At 67.1% G+C, this 17,822-nt stretch carries 14 protein-coding genes; 4 read left to right on the plus strand and 10 right to left on the minus strand.

The genetic code is table 11. The features are described 5' to 3' along the window. Positions 1 to 20 precede the first annotated feature (20 nt). The 3 genes from MJO54_RS14725 to mqo form a co-directional block, all read right to left on the minus strand. Positions 21 to 1,424, minus strand: coding sequence for an MFS transporter (locus MJO54_RS14725; RefSeq protein ID WP_396879175.1), 1,404 nt, complete (start codon positions 1,422 to 1,424; stop codon positions 21 to 23). Between the two features lie 204 nt (positions 1,425 to 1,628). Then, entirely contained in the window at positions 1,629 to 2,846 is a 1,218-nt protein-coding gene (gene cobA / locus MJO54_RS14730; protein ID WP_064888634.1) for a uroporphyrinogen-III C-methyltransferase, read from the minus strand. A gap of 132 nt (positions 2,847 to 2,978) precedes the next feature. Beyond that, a complete protein-coding gene (gene mqo / locus MJO54_RS14735; protein WP_240175986.1) occupies positions 2,979 to 4,424 on the minus strand; it encodes a malate dehydrogenase (quinone) in 1,446 nt (481 codons plus the stop codon). Between the two features lie 228 nt (positions 4,425 to 4,652). Between mqo and mtr the strand changes: the two genes are divergently transcribed. Both mtr and MJO54_RS14750 read left to right on the plus strand, forming a co-directional pair. Next, a complete protein-coding gene (gene mtr, locus MJO54_RS14745) occupies positions 4,653 to 6,032 on the plus strand; it encodes a mycothione reductase (protein WP_240175135.1) in 1,380 nt (459 codons plus the stop codon). Between the two features lie 11 nt (positions 6,033 to 6,043). Continuing rightward, positions 6,044 to 7,840 (plus strand): acyl-CoA dehydrogenase family protein, encoded by a 1,797-nt coding sequence (locus MJO54_RS14750; protein WP_046285937.1) that lies wholly within the window; start codon positions 6,044 to 6,046, stop codon positions 7,838 to 7,840. Positions 7,841 to 7,844: 4 nt separating this feature from the next. On the opposite strand, the gene MJO54_RS14755 is transcribed toward MJO54_RS14750, so the two are convergent. Continuing rightward, a complete protein-coding gene (locus MJO54_RS14755; RefSeq protein WP_240175136.1) occupies positions 7,845 to 8,411 on the minus strand; it encodes a TetR/AcrR family transcriptional regulator C-terminal domain-containing protein in 567 nt (188 codons plus the stop codon). A 115-nt stretch (positions 8,412 to 8,526) separates the two neighbouring features. On the opposite strand from MJO54_RS14755, the gene MJO54_RS14760 reads away from it, so the two are divergent. After that, positions 8,527 to 9,255, plus strand: a complete 729-nt coding sequence (locus MJO54_RS14760) for a class I SAM-dependent methyltransferase (protein WP_105295567.1) — start codon at positions 8,527 to 8,529, stop codon at positions 9,253 to 9,255. A gap of 96 nt (positions 9,256 to 9,351) precedes the next feature. After that, a complete protein-coding gene (locus MJO54_RS14765) occupies positions 9,352 to 10,728 on the plus strand; it encodes an HNH endonuclease signature motif containing protein (protein WP_240175137.1) in 1,377 nt (458 codons plus the stop codon). Positions 10,729 to 10,748: 20 nt separating this feature from the next. Here MJO54_RS14765 and MJO54_RS14770 read toward each other — a convergent pair whose 3' ends face one another. From MJO54_RS14770 to MJO54_RS14795, 6 genes are all read right to left on the minus strand, one after another. Continuing rightward, positions 10,749 to 11,525, minus strand: coding sequence for a 3-oxoacyl-ACP reductase (locus MJO54_RS14770; protein WP_046287003.1), 777 nt, complete (start codon positions 11,523 to 11,525; stop codon positions 10,749 to 10,751). Next, positions 11,522 to 12,886, minus strand: coding sequence for an aldehyde dehydrogenase family protein (locus MJO54_RS14775; protein WP_065152495.1), 1,365 nt, complete (start codon positions 12,884 to 12,886; stop codon positions 11,522 to 11,524). Before MJO54_RS14775 ends, MJO54_RS14770 begins: the two co-directional genes overlap by 4 nt. 49 nt (positions 12,887 to 12,935) lie before the next feature. After that, positions 12,936 to 13,856 (minus strand): gamma-glutamyl-gamma-aminobutyrate hydrolase family protein, encoded by a 921-nt coding sequence (locus tag MJO54_RS14780; protein WP_396878791.1) that lies wholly within the window; start codon positions 13,854 to 13,856, stop codon positions 12,936 to 12,938. Between the two features lie 97 nt (positions 13,857 to 13,953). Continuing rightward, positions 13,954 to 15,318, minus strand: a complete 1,365-nt coding sequence (locus MJO54_RS14785) for a glutamine synthetase family protein (RefSeq protein ID WP_046284455.1) — start codon at positions 15,316 to 15,318, stop codon at positions 13,954 to 13,956. Between the two features lie 64 nt (positions 15,319 to 15,382). Beyond that, positions 15,383 to 17,125 carry an AMP-binding protein gene (locus tag MJO54_RS14790; RefSeq protein ID WP_046284454.1) on the minus strand — a complete coding sequence of 581 codons (1,743 nt, stop codon included), beginning with the start codon at positions 17,123 to 17,125 and terminating at the stop codon, positions 15,383 to 15,385. Between the two features lie 91 nt (positions 17,126 to 17,216). Beyond that, positions 17,217 to 17,780: an alpha/beta fold hydrolase gene (locus tag MJO54_RS14795; protein ID WP_046284457.1), complete on the minus strand. Its 564-nt coding sequence runs from the start codon at positions 17,778 to 17,780 to the stop codon at positions 17,217 to 17,219. Positions 17,781 to 17,822: the final 42 nt, after the last annotated feature.

Here is a 17,822-nt window from a genome sequence, read left to right on the forward strand (position 1 = left end):
AGCGTGGCGTCCGGGCGAAGTCACATGGCGCCGAAAGCGTCCTGCACATCTTGGGCGTGCGCGACCTGCTTGGCGGTGTAACCGATCAGCAGGGAGATCCCGCCGACCAGAACCGCCACCGCGGCAATCCACAGCAGGCCGTAGGTGTAGGCGGAATCCAACGCGGCGATCTGCGCGGGGTTCATGGTCTTGACCGGCATGTTGGTGCCGCCGAGGTACAGCGTGCGCGAGGTGATGACGGCCTGGACGACCGCCAGCACGATCGGCCCGCCCAGGTTCTGCAGCATCAGTGCGATCGCCGAAGTCGGGCCGATCTGGTCGAAGCCCACGCCGGCGATCGCCGACAGGGTCAGCGGCACCACGATCACGCCGATCCCGAGCCCACCGAGCACGATCAACGTGACGAAGTTCGGGAAGTACGGAAGGTTCCGGTTGATCGTCGAGCCGTAGATCATCGCGCCCAGCAACACGACGCCACCGGCGATCACCAGCACCCGGGGCGGGAACCGCCGCACCAGTTGGGAGGACAGACCCAGTCCGACGCCCAGCCCGATCACGAACGGGATGAATCCCACGCCGGCACGCAGGGCCGAGTAGCCCATCAGATCCTGAACGTACAGACCGATGGTCACGGTCAAGGTGAACAGCACGCCGCCGGCGAGGAAGATCGCCGCGAAGGTCAGCAGCCGGTTGCGGTCCTTGAACAGGCTGAACGGCACCACCGGATTCTCGGCGGTGCGCTCCACCACGGCGAATGCCAGCATCGCCACGACGGCGACCACCCCGGAACCGATGGTGATGACCGAGATCCAGCCCTTCTCCGGGCCAATCGTGAAGGCGAACACCGCCGCCGTGCAGCCCAGAGTCGCCAGCAGCGCGCCGGCGGCATCCAGCTTCATCCGCTCCCGGTGGGTCTCGGTCAGCGCGGTGCGGGCCAGGTAGATCATCAGCAGGCCGATTGGCACGTTGATCCCGAACGCCAGCCGCCAAGACACTTCAGTCAGCGCGCCGCCGACCACTAGGCCCATCACCGATCCGACGGCGGTCATGGCGCCGAATATCGCGGTGGCGGCATTGCGGGCCGGCCCCTTGGGGAAGGTGGTGGCAATCAGCGCCAGCGCCGTCGGTGAGGCGATGGCCGAACCGACACCCTGCAGGAGCCGCGCGATCACCAGTGTGGGGGCATCCCAGGCCACGGCACACAGGACAGACGCGATCGTGAACAGTCCGACCCCGCTGATGAAGGTGCGCTTGCGGCCGATGGTGTCGCCGAGTCGGCCGCCGAGCAGCATCAGGCCGCCGAAGGTCAGCACGTAGGCACTGATCACCCAGCCACGACCGGCGTCGGATAGCCCCAGGTCGTCCTGGATCTTAGGAAGCGCGACGATCGCGACAGTGCTGTCCATGGTGGCCAGCAGCTGCATGCCACCGATGGCGATCACCGCGTAGATAAAGCGACGAGAAGGCAGCCAGGACGACACATACTTGCTGGTCCAACTCACGAGATCGGAGCCGGCACGTCCGCGGGGAACCGCCCCGGCATCACCTTCGGACCACTGCGCGCTCGCCCGCCCTGCATCATCGAGTGCAGTCATAACGGGCTACCCTACAGTAATATTAAGAGCTGTTTAAACCCCGAAACCCGCGACGGCCCCGATAATCACGATCGCGGGAGGTCGAATGCCCTCCGCGCGGATCTTCTCGGGCGCGTCGGCCAGGGTCGCTCGCAACGTGTGCTGGGCCGGTGTGGTGCCGTGCTGCACCACCAGAACCGGCGTATCCGCAGGTCGCCCGCCTTTTTGTAGCACCGCGCTGAATTGCTCGATGCGTTCGACGGCCATCAGCAGCACGATGGTTCCGCGCATCGCGGCCAAGGCGTCCCAATTCACTAACGATTCGGGATCGTCGGGGGCAACATGCCCGCTGACCACCACAAACTCGTGGTTCACGGCCCGATGGGTGACCGGCACGCCAGCCAGGGCCGGGACCGCTATGGCACTGGTCACACCCGGCACAACCGTCACCGGAATCCCGGCGTCGGCACAGGCCAGCACCTCTTCATAGCCGCGGGCGAACACGAATGGGTCGCCGCCCTTGAGGCGCACCACGAACTTGCCGGCCTTGGCACGTTCGATCATCAGCGCGTTGATCGCGTCCTGCGCCATTGCCCGCCCGTAGGGGATCTTGGCGGCGTCGATGACTTCGACGGTCGGGGGCAGTTCGGCGAGCAGCTCGGGCGGCGCGAGCCGGTCGGCCACCACGACGTCGGCGTGCGAGAGCATGCGACGGCCGCGCACCGTGATCAGTTCTGGATCGCCCGGTCCGCCGCCCACCAGCGCCACACCGCCGCGCACCACGTCGGGGGTCGTCTCCACGTCCACGGTGATGGTGCCGTTCTGCAGGGCCTCCCGAATCGCCGAGCGGATCGCCGCCGACCGGTTGTGCTCGCCGCCGGCCAGCACGCCCACCGACAATCCGGAGTAACCGAAGGTGGCCGGGGTGACCGCGGATCCCGCGACGGCCAGATCGGCGCGCACACAGAAGATCTGGCGACGGTCGGCCTCAGCCACGATGGCGGCGTTGACCTCCGGGTCGTTGGTCGCCGCGATCGCGTACCAGGCATCGGCCAGGTCCCCGTCGCGGTAGGTGCGCGAGACCAGCGTGATGCCGGGCTTACGCTCCCCCAGCGCTTCGACCGCAGGCGTGGCGCTCGGCGCGATCACCAGCACTTGCGCGCCGCTGTCCACCAACAGCGGAAGACGTCGCTGCGCGACGCTTCCCGCGCCCACGACAACAACTTTGCGGCCGGCCAGCCGTAAACCGGCCAGGTAGGGGTTCTCGGTCACCCGATAACTCTAGTGGCGACCGCGAGCGCGGCGAAGCCGGGCGCTGCGGGTCGCCACCACCAAACCCGCGGCGACCACGAGCGCGGCGAAGCCGGGCGCTGCGGGTCGCCACCATCAAACCCGCGGCGACCGTCAGTTGAGCTGAAGCGTGCGGCTCCCCCACTCCCACACCTGCTCGAACAACGCAGGCTCTTCGGACAGTCGCGTACCCAGCGAGGGCACCATCTCTTTGAGCGTCGGCAGCCAGTCGGCGAACCTGCCGGCGAAACAGCGCGCCAGCACCTCCAGCATGGCCGGCACGGCGGTCGAGGCCCCGGGCGAGGCGCCGAGCAGTCCCGCGATGCTGCCGTCGCCGGCGCTGACGATCGTGGTGTTGAAATCGAGCTGTCCGTCGCGAATCACCTGCACCCGTTGGCCGGCCCGGATCTCGTGCCAGTCCGCGCGATCCGCACCCGGCAGGAACTCCCGCAGTGCCTCGACCCGGGTGCCGTGGGTTCTCCGCAGTTGGCCGAGCAGGTACCCGACCAGTTCACGCTCTCGGATCCCGGCGCCCAGCAGCGACCTGACGTTGTCGAAGCGGACCGATCGGGGCAGATCCGAGGCCCGACCGTGCTTGAGAAACTTTGGCGACCACCCGGCGAACGGTCCGAACAGCAGCCATGACGCACCGTTGACCATCCGGGCATCCAGGTGCGGGGCGGTCGTCGACGGCGCGCCCGGCACCGGGGCGCCGTACACCTTGGCGCGGTGTGCGGCGGTGAGCTCGGCGGCCCCGCAGCGCAGAAACACCCCGCCGATCGGGAAGCCACCGAAGCCTCGTGTTTCGGGAATCCCCGCGCGCTGCAGCAGTCCCAGGGTCGCTCCCCCGGCGCCGACGAAGACGAATTTAGCGTTGAGCCTTCGGGTTTCGCCGGTGCGACGGTTGGCCAGAACCAATGTCCAGCTGGCGTCGGACTCCCGGCGCAGCGAGCGCACCTCGTGGCCGAAGTGCACGGCGGTGCCGTGGCGCACCCCGTAGCCGATCAGCTGGCTCGTCAGCGCGCCGAAGTCCACGTCGGTGCCGTGCGGAGCCCAGTCCAGGGCCACCGGCACGTCGGGGTTCCTCCCGGTGGCCATCGCGGGAAGGCGCGCGGCGAACTCGCCGAAGTCGGTGATGAAGTCGGTGCCGGCGAACAACGGGTTGTCGGCTAGCGCATGATGGCGCCGCCGCAGGTAATCCACGGCTTCGGCGCCGTGTACGAAGCTGACGTGCGGGATCGGGTATACGAAGTCACGCGGATCCTCCAGCAGGCCGTTCTCGACGGCATAGGCCCAGAACTGCCGGGTCACCTGGAACTGCTCGTTGACCCGCACCGCTTTGGCGGTGTCGATCGAGCCGTCGGGCCGCTGCGGTGTGTAGAACAGCTCGCACAGCCCAGCGTGGCCAGTGCCGGCGTTGTTCCACGGATCACTGCTTTCGCAGGCGGCGGAATCCAACCGTTCGATGACGGTGATCGCGGTTTCCGGTTCCAGCCGGCGCAGCATCGCCCCCAAGGTGGCGCTCATGATGCCCGCGCCGATCAGCACTACGTCGGTCATCTCGGTCTGAGCCGATGCGGGCACGCCATCAGCGTATCCAGGTTGGCGGTGACCCGCTGCGCCCGGCTTCGCCGCGCTTGCGATCACCTCATCCAGAACGGCGGTCACCCGCTGCGCCCGGCTTCGCCGCGCTTGCGATCACCTCATCCAGAACGGCGGTGACCCGCTGCGCCCGGCTTCGCCGCGCTTGCGATCACCGCGGCCCCGCGCACCGTTTAGGCTGACGCAATGGAGAGCTACGACCTGGCGATCATCGGAACCGGTTCGGGCAACAGCATTCTCGACGAGCGCTACGCCGACAAGCGGGTGGCGATCTGTGAAGAGGGCACTTTCGGCGGCACCTGCCTCAATGTGGGCTGCATCCCGACGAAGATGTTCGTCTACGCCGCCGAGGTCGCCAAGACGGTGGCCGAGGCGTCGCGCTACGGGATTGACGCCCGCATCGACGGTGTGCGCTGGGACGAGATCGTCTCACGGGTGTTCGGGCGGATCGACCCGATCGCCGCCGGCGGCGAGCAGTATCGCCGCAGCCTGCCGAACGTCGACGTCTACGGCGTGCACACCCGATTCGGCCCGGTCGGCTCCGACGGCCGCTACCTGCTGCTCACCGCGGGAGGTGAACAATTCAGCGCCGAGCAGGTAGTGATCGCCGCCGGGTCGCGCTCGGCGATCCCGCCCGCCATCGCCGACAGCGGGGCGCGCTACTACACCAGCGACGACATCATGCGCATCGCCGAGCTGCCCGAGCATCTGGTGATCGTGGGCGGGGGCTTCATCGCCGCCGAGTTCGCCCACGTGTTCTCCGCCTTGGGTGTCCGGGTCACGGTGGTGATCCGGGGCTCGACCTTGCTGCGGCACTGCGACGAGACCGTTGCAGAACGGTTCACCCGGATCGCCGCGGCCAAGTGGGAGCTGCGCACGCACTGCAACGTGGTCGCAGCTCGCAACGCTGGGAACGGCGTCGTCGTGGAGCTCGACGACGGCTCGGTGCTGCAGGCCGACGCGATGCTGGTAGCCACCGGGCGGGTGCCCAACGGCGACCTGTTGGACGCCGAGCAGGCCGGTGTCACCATCGCCGGCGGGCGAGTAAGCGTCGACAAATACCAACGAACTTCGGCGCGCGGAGTTTTCGCGCTCGGCGATGTGTCTTCACCGTATGAGCTCAAGCATGTCGCCAATCATGAAGCCAGGGTGGTGCAACACAATCTGCTGTGCGACTGGGACGACGTGGACTCGATGCGGATCACCGACCACCGCTACGTGCCGGCCGCGGTATTCACCGATCCGCAGATCGCTGCGGTCGGCTTGACCGAAACACAGGCGCTGGCAAAGGGTCTCGATATTTCGGTGAAGATCCAGGACTACGGTGACGTCGCCTACGGCTGGGCCATGGAAGACAGCACCGGATTTGCCAAGCTCATCGCCGAACGCGGTACCGGGCGGCTGCTGGGCGCGCACATCATGGGCTACCAGGCGTCCTCGATCATCCAGCCGCTGATCCAGGCGATGAGTTTCGGTCTCACCGCGCAAGAGATGGCCCGCGGTCAATACTGGATCCACCCGGCACTGCCCGAGGTCGTCGAGAACGCACTGCTTGGGCTGGAGTGAAAGGACCGCAGATGAAGTCCACCCTGCTGTCGCGACAAGACCTCGACTTCCTGCTGTTCGACTGGCTGCGCGTCGACGAACTGACCGGACGGGACCGGTTCTGCGAGCACTCTCGGGAGACTTTCTCCGACACGCTGGATCTGTGTGAACAGCTGGCGAGCCGTTATTTCGCCCCACACAACAAGAAGAGCGACGCCCACGAGCCCACCTTCGACGGGACGAAAGTCACCATCATCGATGAGGTCAAGGAGGCACTGGCGGCCTGCGCAGATGCTGAGCTGATCGGCATGGCCATGGACTACAGCCTCGGTGGGGCGCAATTGCCGGCAACGGTGGCTCAGGCCGGCTTCGCCTGGTTATTCGCCGCCAACGTCAGCACCGCCGGCTACCCGATGCTGACCATGGCCAACGCAAACCTGCTCGCCAAGTTCGGCAGCGAAGAACAGATCACCGCCTTCGTCAAACCCATGATCGCCGGCCGCTTCTTCGGGACGATGTGCCTCTCGGAGACGCAGGCGGGATCATCGCTGGCCGACATCACCACCCGGGCAAACCGGTGCGCCGACGGCACCTTCCGGTTGTTCGGGTCCAAAATGTGGATCTCCGGTGGCGAACACGAACTGACCGAGAACATCGTCCATCTGGTGCTGGCCAAGATCCCCGACGGTCCGGCCGGCACCAAGGGGATCTCGCTGTTCATCGTGCCGAAGTATCTGGTGAACCCCGACGGCACGTTGGGTGAACGCAACGACGTCGTGCTGGCCGGTCTCAACCACAAGATGGGCTATCGCGGAATCACCAACACCGTGCTCAACTTCGGGGAGGGCGTCCACCAGCCCGGCGGCGAACCGGGTGCGATCGGCTACCTGGTGGGCGACGAGCATCGCGGCTTGACCTACATGTTCCACATGATGAACGAAGCCCGCCTGGGTGTGGGGATGGGTGCGATAGCGCTCGGCTACACCGGCTATCTGAAGTCACTGGAGTACGCCCGCAGCCGGCCGCAGGGCCGCCCGGCGACGGCGAAAGACCCTGCCGCACCGCAGGTTGCGATCATCGAGCACGCGGACGTCAAGCGGATGCTGCTGGCGCAGAAGTCCTATGTCGAGGGGGCGCTCGCGTTGGCGCTGTACTGCGCGCGCCTCGTCGACGTTCAGAACACCGCTGGATCAGACGACGAACGCGAGCACGCCACCGCCTTGCTCGACATCCTCACCCCGATCGCCAAAAGCTGGCCGTCGCAGTGGTGCCTGGCCGCCAACGATCTGGCGATCCAGGTGCACGGCGGCTACGGCTACACCCGCGAGTACGACGTGGAACAGCACTACCGGGATAACCGGCTCAACCCGATTCACGAGGGCACCCACGGCATCCAGAGTCTGGACCTGTTGGGCCGCAAGGTGGTGCAGCGCAACGGGGCGAGCCTGGCCGCACTACACGGCGCGATGAGCGAGTGCACCGGGGCCGCGCATCGAGCCGGCGGCGAACTGGCCGATATGGCAGCGCGACTCGACGCAGTGGTCCAGCGGTTGGTGGCGGTCACCGCGGGCATGTTCGCCGCCGGTGACATCGATGCCGCCCTGGCCAACAGTGCGATCTATCTGGAGGCCTTCGGCCATGTGGTGATCGCCTGGATCTGGCTGGAGCAGTTGTTGGCCGCCGGGGGTCGCGCTGGGGACTTCTTTGACGGCAAACGTCAGGCGGCCCGGTACTTCTTCCGCTACGAGCTGCCGAAGACCGGCCCGCAGCTCGACCTGTTGGAGAGCCTGGACCGTACGACCTTGGAGATGCGCCCGGAGTGGTTCTGACGCCCTATCCGAGGGATCCCAGAATCTGATCGATGCCGAATCTGAAGCGGGCCTCGTAGTCAGCCGAGAGGAAATCGTCCAGCACCGCATGCAGACTGGGGAATTCCGCCTCGTCGACGACATCCTGCAGACTGCCCGGCAGAGCATCGGGCGCCCGCTGCTCCTCCTGGACCAGGCCCAGAGTGAAGTAGAAGAGGTTCCAAGCGGTCCAAGCCGCCTGCTTGGACGCAGCCCCTCCGGTCAACAACACTTCGATCAGCCGGTCGCTGAAGGCCAAGGTCGACGGCAGCACCGGGAACGTTCCGGCGACGACAAGCGCACCATCACGGTGGCCCAGCATCGCCTGACGCAACCCGACTAGCAACTGGGTCGCCCGCTGCCGCCAGTCACCGCGCAACGGGTCCACCTCAACCTCGGCGACAATGGCGTCCGCCATCAGCTCGAGTAGTCGCCCCTTGGCGCCGATGTGCCACATCACGGTGTTCATGCTGACGCTGAGTTCCGTTGCTATTGCGCGGGTAGAGAGCTTCGCGATCCCATGACGATCGAGAACGTCGAACGCAGCACGCACGACGTCCTCCACACCAAGGCCGACCCGTGCTCGCCCAACAGCTTGATTCTTGGTCACTGACCAAGTATACAAGTGAAGTCACCCCTTCTTGGTCAGCGATAGAGAGGAATGGCCCATGCAGGCCGACCCGACCTTTGACTTGATGTACCGCGGCGAGCAGACGATCGCCGGGACGGTCCCGTGGGACATCGGCGGCCCGCAGCCTGCGGTGCAAGAACTCGTCGCCCATGGCGCCCTGCGCGGCGAAGTCCTGGATCCAGGAACCGGCCCCGGCCACCACGCGATCTACTTTGCCGCTCAGGGATATTCGGCCACCGGCATCGACGCGTCGCCAGCGGCAATCGAGCACGCCCGACACAACGCGCAGCGCGCCGGAGTGAACGTGGATTTTCAGGTCGCCGACGCGACACGCCTGGCCGACTTCGAGGACCGGTTCGGCACTGTCGTCGACAGCGCCTTTTATCACGTCTTCGCCCATGACGAGCGAATGCAGGCGCGCTACATCCAGGCATTGCATCTTGCTACCGCTCCCGGCGCGCGACTGTTCATGTTCGAACTCGGGCGCCACAATCTCAACGGCTTGAAGTTCGACGGGCTACCGGCGAACAACTTCAGCCGACTGCTCGACACCAACGGCTGGCGCCTGGACTACTTGGGCACCTCCACATACGTCGGCACCTTCGGCCCACGGGCGTTGGATTTTCTTTCGCAGATGGATTCCAACGACGGCGTCGCACCGCAGATGAAAACCCTGCCTGGCCAACTGGCGGTGTTGCAGCCGGAACTCGAGAACCACCGACTCCATCTGCCAATGTGGTCGGTGGCGGCAACGAGGCTGGACTGAACAGGCGCCGAAAGTCACCATATTCACTTGCTTCACAGCAGTTTTGGCTGTCGATACTCTCTGCGAGCTGTCGGACCCCGGAGCTACTATTAGCACATGCGTTCGAACAATCGCGATGAGGTCGTCGAAGTCTTCGACACACTTTCCGCCGATCTGGACCGGGCGCTGGAACTGGACTTCGACGCACTGACGCCGCGGGAATGCCTGGCCCTGCTGCGGCGCTGCGAACGGCTGCGACGGCGGCTACCCGCAGTAGAACACCCCCTGGTCAATCGGCTAGCCGCCACCGACCCCGCCGAACTCGGCGGCAAACCGCGCTGGGTTCTGGCGGACGAGCTGCACATCGCCCGCGGCGAAGCCGCCCGTCGCATCAGCGATGCCGCGGAGCTGGGGCCGCGCCACACGTTGACCGGTGAACCGTTGGAACCGGTATTGCCGGAAGTGGCGGCAGCGCAGCGGGAGGGGCGAGTCGGAGCCGCCCACATCGGCGTGATTCGCTCGTTCTTCCACTACTTGCCCGACAGCATTGATGCGGGCACCCTGACCCAGGCCGAGCACCAGCTGGCCGAGTTGGCCGGGCAGTGCCGCCCCGACGAACTGGCCAAACTGGCCCAACGCCTCGCCGACTACCTGCACCCCGACGGCAACTACAGCGACGACCAGCGCGCCAAACACCGTGGTGTGGTGCTGGGACCCCAAGGCCGCGACGGTATGACCCCCATCAAAGGATTCCTCGATCCCCAAGCCCGCGCCACGTGGGACGCGGTGCTCGCCCGCTGGGCCGCCCCCGGCATGTGCAACCCGGCCGATGCCACCCCATGCTCCAGTGGCACGCCCTCACAGGCGGCAATCGACGCCGACACCCGCAGTGCCGCACAACGCAACCACGACGCCCTCACCGCCATGGGCCGCGCCCTGCTCGCCTCCGGAAAATTAGGCCAGCACAACGGGTTACCGGCCACCATCATCGTCTCAACCACCCTGACCGACCTGGAAGCCGGCACCGGCAAAGCCCACACCGGCGGCGGCACCTGGCTCCCCATGCGCGACGTCATCGCCATGGCCAGCCACGCCCACCACTACCTGCGGATCTACGACGGCGCCAAAGAACTGGCCCTGTTTCACACCAAACGGCTCGCCTCGCCGGGGCAGCGAATCGTGCTCTACGCCAAGGAACGCGGGTGCAGCCACCCCAACTGCCCGGTCGCCGGCTATTACTGCGAGGTCCACCATGACGACGACTACGCGACAACCAAGCGCACCGACGTCACCGACCTGACCCTGCGCTGCGGTCCCCACCATGAACTCATGACCTCAGGCGGCTGGAAAACGCGCAAACGCCACGACGGCACCACCCAAACCCTGCCGCCGCCACACCTAGACCACGGTCAACCTCGGGTCAACCATTACCATCACCCCGAAAAACTGCTGGGCGACAACGGTTCTGACGATGAGGATGACGACGGACCCTAGCTGGCCGCCGGCCAGACCGCCTACAGCGGCGTGACGTACGCCGAGCTGATCCCGCCGTCCACCAAGAATGTCGAGCCGGTGATGAACGAAGCGTCATCGCTGGCCAGGAACGCGACCGCGGCCGCGATCTCCTCCGGCTCGGCGAACCGGCCCACCGGCACGTGCACCAGCCGGCGCGCGGCGCGCTCCGGGTCGGCGGCGAACAGCTCTTGCAACAGCGGGGTGTTCACCGGGCCGGGGCACAGCGCGTTGACCCGGATGCCCTGCCGGGCGTACTGCACCCCGAGCTCACGTGACATGGCTAGCACGCCGCCCTTGGAAGCGGTGTAGGAGATCTGCGAGGTGGCCGAGCCCATCACCGCGACAAACGATGCGGTGTTGATGATCGATCCCCGCCCGGCGGGCGCCATGTGTCGCAGCGCCGCCCGGCAGCACAGGTACACCGACTTGAGGTTGACGTCCTGAACCCGTTGCCAGGCCGGCAGTTCGGTGGTTTCGATCAGGTCATCGTCGGGTGGCGAGATACCGGCGTTGTTGAAGGCGATGTCCACCGAGCCGAACGTCTGGGCCGCGGTGTCGAACAGCGCATCGACCTGATCCTGATCGGAGACGTCGACCTGAACGAACAGGCCGTCGAGCTCGTCGGCGACCGCGGTACCCGCAGCCTGGTCGAGGTCACCGACCACGATCTGGGCGCCCTCGGCACGCATCCGCCGCGCGGATGCCAAGCCGATTCCGCCACCGGCGCCGGTCACCACGGCCACCCGTCCGGCCAGGCGTTGGGTCAGGTCGGTCACTGCGTCTCCTTCACTGCGATGAATACGTTCTTGGTCTCGGTGAACGCCAGCGGGGCATCCGCGCCCAACTCCCGGCCCAACCCCGACTGCTTGAAGCCCCCGAAGGGAGTGGTGAAGCGCACCGAGGAGTGCGAATTCACCGACAGGTTCCCGGCTTCCACCGCCCGCGAGACGCGCAGCGCCCGGGACAGGTCGTTGGTCCAGATCGAGCCCGACAACCCGTAGACGGTGTTGTTGGCCATGGTGATGGCGTCGGCCTCGTCGTCGAACGGCAGCACCGTCACCACCGGGCCGAAGATCTCCTCGGTGACGCACCGGTCGGTGGCCGCCGGAGTCAGGACCGTGGGCGGGAACCAGAAACCGGGGCCGGTGGGCGCCTGACCGCGGAAGGCGACCGGCGCGTCGTCGGGCACGTAGGAGGCCACCTTCTCCCAGTGCGGGCGCGACACCAGCGGGCCCATCTCGGTGTCGCGGGATGTCGGGTCGCCGACGACGACCCCAGCCACCGCGGGCTCCAGCAACTCCATGAAGCGGTCGTAGACGCTGCGCTGCACCAGGATCCGGCTACGTGCGCAGCAGTCCTGCCCGGCGTTGTCGAACACGCCGTAAGGCGCCGTCGCCGCCGCCTGCTCCAAGTCGCAGTCGGCGAAGACGATGTTGGCGCTCTTGCCGCCGAGTTCCAACGTGACCCGTTTGACCCCGGCCGCCCCGGCCTGCAGTACCCGGGTACCGGTGGTGGTGGAACCGGTGAACACGATCTTGGCGACGTCCGGGTGGGTGACCAGGCGCTCCCCCACCTCCGCGCCACGGCCGGGCAGCACCTGCAGCAGATCGGGGTCCAGCCCCGACTCCGCGGCCAGTTCGGCCAAGCGCAGCGTGGTCAGCGGCGTCCATTCGGCAGGCTTGATCAACACCGCATTCCCAGCGGCCAGCGCCGGCGCGAAACCCCACGCGGCGATCGGCATCGGGAAATTCCACGGGGTGATGATGCCGACCACGCCGAGCGGCTCGTGGAAGGTGACGTCGAGCCCGCCGGCAACCGGTATCTGCTTGCCGGACAACCGTTCCGGGCTGGCCGCATAGAACTGCAGCACGTCACGGACATGCCCGGCTTCCCATTCGGCAGCGGACACCGGATGACCGGAGTTGGTGACCTCGAGCGCGGCCAGCTCGTCGATGTGGGTGCCGACGATCGCGGCGAAGTCCCGCAGTGCGGCAGCCCGCTCGGCCGGGGCGCGTTTGGCCCACCGCTTCTGGGCAGCCTGCGCCCGGCGCACCGCGTCGTCGACGGCGGCTGCTTCGACATGGTCGACGGTAGCGAAGACCGCCCCGGTGGCCGGGTTGATCAGTTCGGTACTGATGTCTCGGCTCCTTGCTCGTTCGTTCCTCGCTCGCCGTCGCCTTCGTGACTCATTCGCTCACCCGTGCCGCCGCGTACTTGCCCGCTTCGGCAACGATCGCGGCGAACAGCCGCAGATCGTCCGGAGATTCCTCGGGATGCCACTGAACCGCGAGCACGAAGTCCTCCCCGGGAAGCTCGATCGCCTCGATGACCCCGTCGTCATCGCGCGCACTGACCACAAGTTTCGCACCCACCTCAGCGATCGCCTGATGGTGGTAACACTGCGCCTGGCAGCTCTCGCCGAGAAGCTCGGCCGCCCGGGTGCCGGCCACGGTGTGCACCGGCATCGGGGTGAAAACACCGTTGCCCGCCCGGTGGCCGCTGTTACCGATGACGTCGGGCAGGTGCTGGTGCAGCGTTCCACCGAGCGCCACGTTGAGCACTTGGGCGCCACGACAGATCCCCAGCACCGGCATGCCGCGCCGCATCGCCTCGGCCAACAGGGCGAATTCCCATGCGTCCCGGGTGGTGTCGGGCCGATCGGTCTCGTCGTGCGGCGTCTGGCCGTAGCCAGACGGGTCGAGGTCGCGCCCGCCGGTGATCACCAGCGCGTTGACACCGTTGAGCACGCACGCGGCGATGTCGGGCGTCACCGGCTGCGGCGGCAGCAGTACCGCGATCCCGCCGGCGGCGGTGATGCCCTGGATGTATTGGGCGGGCAGTAGGCCCGCGCGCGCATCCCACACTCCGAACTTCGCTCGGTCCAGATAGGTCGTCAGTCCGACCACCGGCCGGCTGAGTTCATGCGCCGGTTCCAGCTTCGCCTCTCCTGCGTCGAGCCTCGCTGAACCGCCGGGTCCATGCGGCGGTCCCAGCTTCGCCTCTCCTGCGTCGAGCCTCGCTGAACCGCCGGGTTCATGCGGCGGTCCCAGCTTCGCCTCTCCTCCGTCGAACCTCGCTGAACCGCCGGGTCCATGCGGCGGTCCCAGCTTCGCCTCTCCTGCGTCGAGCCTCGCTGAACCGCCGGGTCCATGCGGCGGTCCCAGCTTCGCCTCTCCTGCGTCGAGCCTCGCTGAACCGCCGGGCTCAGAAGCGTTCAAAACCCCGAACCCTCTCCCAGTCGGTCACCGCGGTGTTGAATGCGTCCAGTTCGACTCGGGCGCTGTGCAGATAATGCTCGACGACCTCATCACCGAATGCCTTGCGCGCAACCGCCGATTCGGCGAACAGCTCCATGGCTCCGCCCAGCGTCGTGGGCAGCCGCGGCAGCCCGGCCCGGTAGGCGTCACCGTCGACCGGCTCGGGCAGCGAAATATCGTTGTCGATGCCGTGCAGCCCCGCCGCGATCAGCGCCGCCACCGCCAGATACGGGTTCACATCGCCGCCGGGCACCCGGCACTCCACCCGCATCGAGTCGCCGCTACCGAGAACTCGCAGCGCACAGGTGCGATTGTCCAGGCCCCAGGCAATCGCGGTGGGCGCGAAGCTGCCCCCGACGAATCGCTTGTAGGAGTTGATGTTCGGCGCGTAGCACAGGGTCAGCTCGGGCAGCGTGGTCAGCACTCCGGCCAGGAAGGCGCGGAACAACGCCGACATGCCGTGCGGGGCGGCTGGATCTGCGAACACCGCAGCGCCCTCGGTGCTGCGCAGCGACAAGTGGACGTGGCAGCTGTTGCCTTCGCGTTGGTCGAACTTCGCCATGAACGTCAGGCTCTTGCCGTGCTGGTCGGCGATCTCCTTGGCGCCACTCTTGTAGACGCTGTGGTTGTCGCAGGTCCTCAGCGCCTCCTCGTAGCGGAAGGTGATCTCCTGCTGACCGGTGTTGCACTCCCCTTTGACACCCTCGCAGCGCAGGCCCGCGCCAGTCATCCCCCGTCGGATGTCGCGCAGCAGCGGCTCCAGCCGGGTGCCCGCGACCAGACCGTAGTCGGCGTTGTAGTCCGTTCCCGGCGTCAGGCCGCGATATCCGCCGGCCCACGCCTGCCGGTAGCTGTCCTCGAAGACCAGGAATTCCAATTCCGTTGCGGCGTAGGCAACCAGCCCGCGCTCGGTCAGTCGGGCGATTTGGGCGGCCAGAATCTGGCGGGGTGCCACCGCGACCGGGCCGCCGTCCGGCCAGTGTGCGTCGGCCAGCACGTGGGCGGTGCCGGGAAGCCACGGAATGCGCCGCAGCGTCGTGAAGTCCGGTTTGAGCACCAGGTCGCCATAGCCAGTCCCCCAGTCGGCAATCGAGTAGCCGGGGACGGTGTTCATCTCCACGTCGACGGCCAGCAGGTAGCTGCAGGCCTCCACGCCGTGTCCGGCGACCTCGGCAAGAAAGTGCTCAGCGGCCACCCGCTTACCGACCAGCCGGCCCTGCATGTCGGCGAATGCCACCACGACGGTGTCGATCTCGCCGGAGGCGACCAGTAATTGCAGCTCAGTCTGGGAGAGCATCGCGGGCCGGGTCATTGTGCTCCTTCGCCGACGACGGTCTTCCCTGACATTTGAGTGCTGTCAGGCTACCCGCCCGCGGTCAGTCGACGGGCTCCAGCCGACGAAATTGGGCCGTGCGATAGCAGTCGGCGCAGGTGGAGCGACGGATCTTCCCGCTGGTGGTGATCGGCAGCGACCCGGGAGCCACCAGCACGAGGTCAGCGACCCGGACCCCGTGGGATCGGGAAACCGATGCCGCCACATCCTTTTTCAGGGCCGCAATCCGCGCCAATTGTTCTTCCACGGTGTTGCCGCGGTTCTTGAGCTCGGCGATGACCACCAGCTGCTCACCGCCCTCACCACTGACCGGCACCGCTGCGACGCGGCCGCCGGTGAGCTCCTGCACGGTGGCCTCGATGTCGTCGGGATAGTGATTTCGGCCGTCGACGATCAACAGGTCTTTGATGCGACCGACCACCAGCATCTCGCCCTCGTAGATGACGCCGAGGTCCCCGGTGCGCAACCACGGCCCCACCGGTGTCCCGGCGGACGGGGATTCGAGGTGCCCGCCGAAGGTGCGCTCGGTGGCCTCCGCGTTGTGCCAGTAGCCGCTGGCGACGTTGGGCCCGTGCACCCAGATCTCACCGACGCACCCGTCTGGGCTCTCGGTGTGGGTCTCGGGGTCGACGATCCGCACCGTGCACGCCCGCGGGGCACCGATACTAACCAGCTCCGCCCCGCCCGGACCTGCCTGTGCGGTGCCGCCGACCAGGTTCTCGTAGTCCAGCCGAATCATCACCGGGCGGTTCGCGCGCGGCGCCGAGGCGACGTAGACCATTGCCTCTGCCAGGCCGTATGACGGTGACAACGCGTTAGCGGGCAGGCCGAAGCGGGCGAAGCGGTCGGTGAAGCGGCGAATCGTCGCGGCATGGATGCGCTCGCTGCCGCTCAAGATGGTGTGCACTCTGCTCAAGTCGAGGCCGGCCATGTCCTCGTCGGTCGTCCGGCGCGCCGCCAGCTCGAACGCGAAGTTCGGTCCGGCGGTGAACGTGCAGGAATTGATGGCCAGCTGCTGGATCCATCGTGATGGCTTCTGCAGGAACGCGATCGGGCTCATCACCACCGAATGGCGACCCAGCAAGACGGCTCCCATCACGCCCAACAGCAGGCCCATGTCGTGGTAGAAGGGCAGCCAGGACACCAGCGTGGTGTCCGGCGGCGGCGCTCCCCCATCCTCGCCGAAGTAGTCCGCTTTCACCTGCTCCATGTTGGCGAAAACATTGCGGTGCGAGACCACGACGCCCCTCGGCGAGCCGGTCGAACCGGAGGTGTATTGCAGCAACGCCGTTTTCGTCGGCAGCGCCCCGGTTCCTTGCCAGGACACGGAGGCGTCGAGATCGATCAGATCCACCTCGATGATCTCCGGTGCACTACCCCCGACCGCGGCGACGCACCCGTGGATGTCGCCGGCGACTGCCGATGTGGTGAGCACCGCGGCCGGTGCGCAGTCCTTCAGCGCCGCGGTGACTCGTTCGTCGTGGCTGCCGAAGGCCGGCACCGGCAACGGCACCACGATGCAACCGGCCTCCATCGCACCGAAGAACCCGGCGATGTACTCCAGGCCTTGCGGCGCGAGCAGCGCAACGCGGTCGCCCGGCGCCGCGACCGCGGCCACCTCCGCGGCGACGGCCTCGGTGCGCCCCAGAATTTGCGCCCACGTCAGGGTATCGGCGTACCCGGCCGGATCCACCTCGTAGTCGATGTAGGTGAACGCCGGCCGATCAGGCCACTGCTCGGCTCGTTCACGCAGCAACGCCGGTATTGATTGCCCCCATGACCGCATTCTGTATCCCCCCAGATACGTATTTCATTATTTTCGGCCGACGCGCCCTCGATCGCCGGCTACGCCGGAACCTACTCTCCCCAGCTACGTATTACCAGGTACTGGCGCGCAACACGATCTCCATGGCGAACTGTGCGGTGAACTCACTCGCACTGCGCCGCCCGGGCAGCATCACCAACCGGTGTTCGCCGTAGACGAACCGTTGGCTGGCGTTGGCAACCGACGCCGTCGCTCGGGAACTGACCAGCACGGTGGTGTTGATCTCCACCGGAGGGCAGCGCTCGTCGCGGATCGCGCCGCTCAGATCCGGCGCGCGCGGATGTCCCCGGTCGAGCGCGACCAGCCCGGTGAAGCGGTCTGGGCGCGTCGCGGCAAGCTCCCAGGCGTTGTCGGCACCGGTCCGATCACCCACCAGCACGCCACACTGCACGCCTAGCGAATCGAGGATGCCGATCACCGACTTAGGTGTCAGACGCGCGTCTGCGCCGATCACGATGGTGCGCAGCGAGGCGGTATGCAGTCGCTGGCAGACCGCGTCGTACGCGGTGAGGGGATGCTGGGCCGCGGCGAGCACGACCACGACAGGCCCGTTTTGCGGGCCTGCTACATCGACCGGAATCGGGAACCCGTCGATGGTCATCATCGTGCCCGGCATCTGCGCCACGCTACAGCCCCTGCGACGGCACGGGGCGATTTT

The sequence above is a fragment of the Mycolicibacter virginiensis genome (genome assembly GCF_022374935.2).
In the GTDB taxonomy this organism is placed as follows: Bacteria; Actinomycetota; Actinomycetes; order Mycobacteriales; family Mycobacteriaceae; genus Mycobacterium; species Mycobacterium virginiense.

Bases quoted from the DNA above. Each gene is read 5' to 3' on its own strand.
- MJO54_RS14725 (WP_396879175.1), bottom strand. From the start codon at position 1,424: ATGCAGCTGCTGGCCACCATGGACAGCACTGTCGCGATCGTCGCGCTT.
- mqo (WP_240175986.1), bottom strand. From the start codon at position 4,424: ATGACCGACGTAGTGCTGATCGGCGCGGGCATCATGAGCGCCACCTTG.
- mtr (WP_240175135.1), top strand. From the start codon at position 4,653: ATGGAGAGCTACGACCTGGCGATCATCGGAACCGGTTCGGGCAACAGC.
- MJO54_RS14750 (WP_046285937.1), top strand. From the start codon at position 6,044: ATGAAGTCCACCCTGCTGTCGCGACAAGACCTCGACTTCCTGCTGTTC.
- MJO54_RS14760 (WP_105295567.1), top strand. From the start codon at position 8,527: ATGCAGGCCGACCCGACCTTTGACTTGATGTACCGCGGCGAGCAGACG.
- MJO54_RS14765 (WP_240175137.1), top strand. From the start codon at position 9,352: ATGCGTTCGAACAATCGCGATGAGGTCGTCGAAGTCTTCGACACACTT.
- MJO54_RS14785 (WP_046284455.1), bottom strand. From the start codon at position 15,318: ATGACCCGGCCCGCGATGCTCTCCCAGACTGAGCTGCAATTACTGGTC.
- MJO54_RS14790 (WP_046284454.1), bottom strand. From the start codon at position 17,125: ATGCGGTCATGGGGGCAATCAATACCGGCGTTGCTGCGTGAACGAGCC.
- MJO54_RS14795 (WP_046284457.1), bottom strand. From the start codon at position 17,780: ATGCCGGGCACGATGATGACCATCGACGGGTTCCCGATTCCGGTCGAT.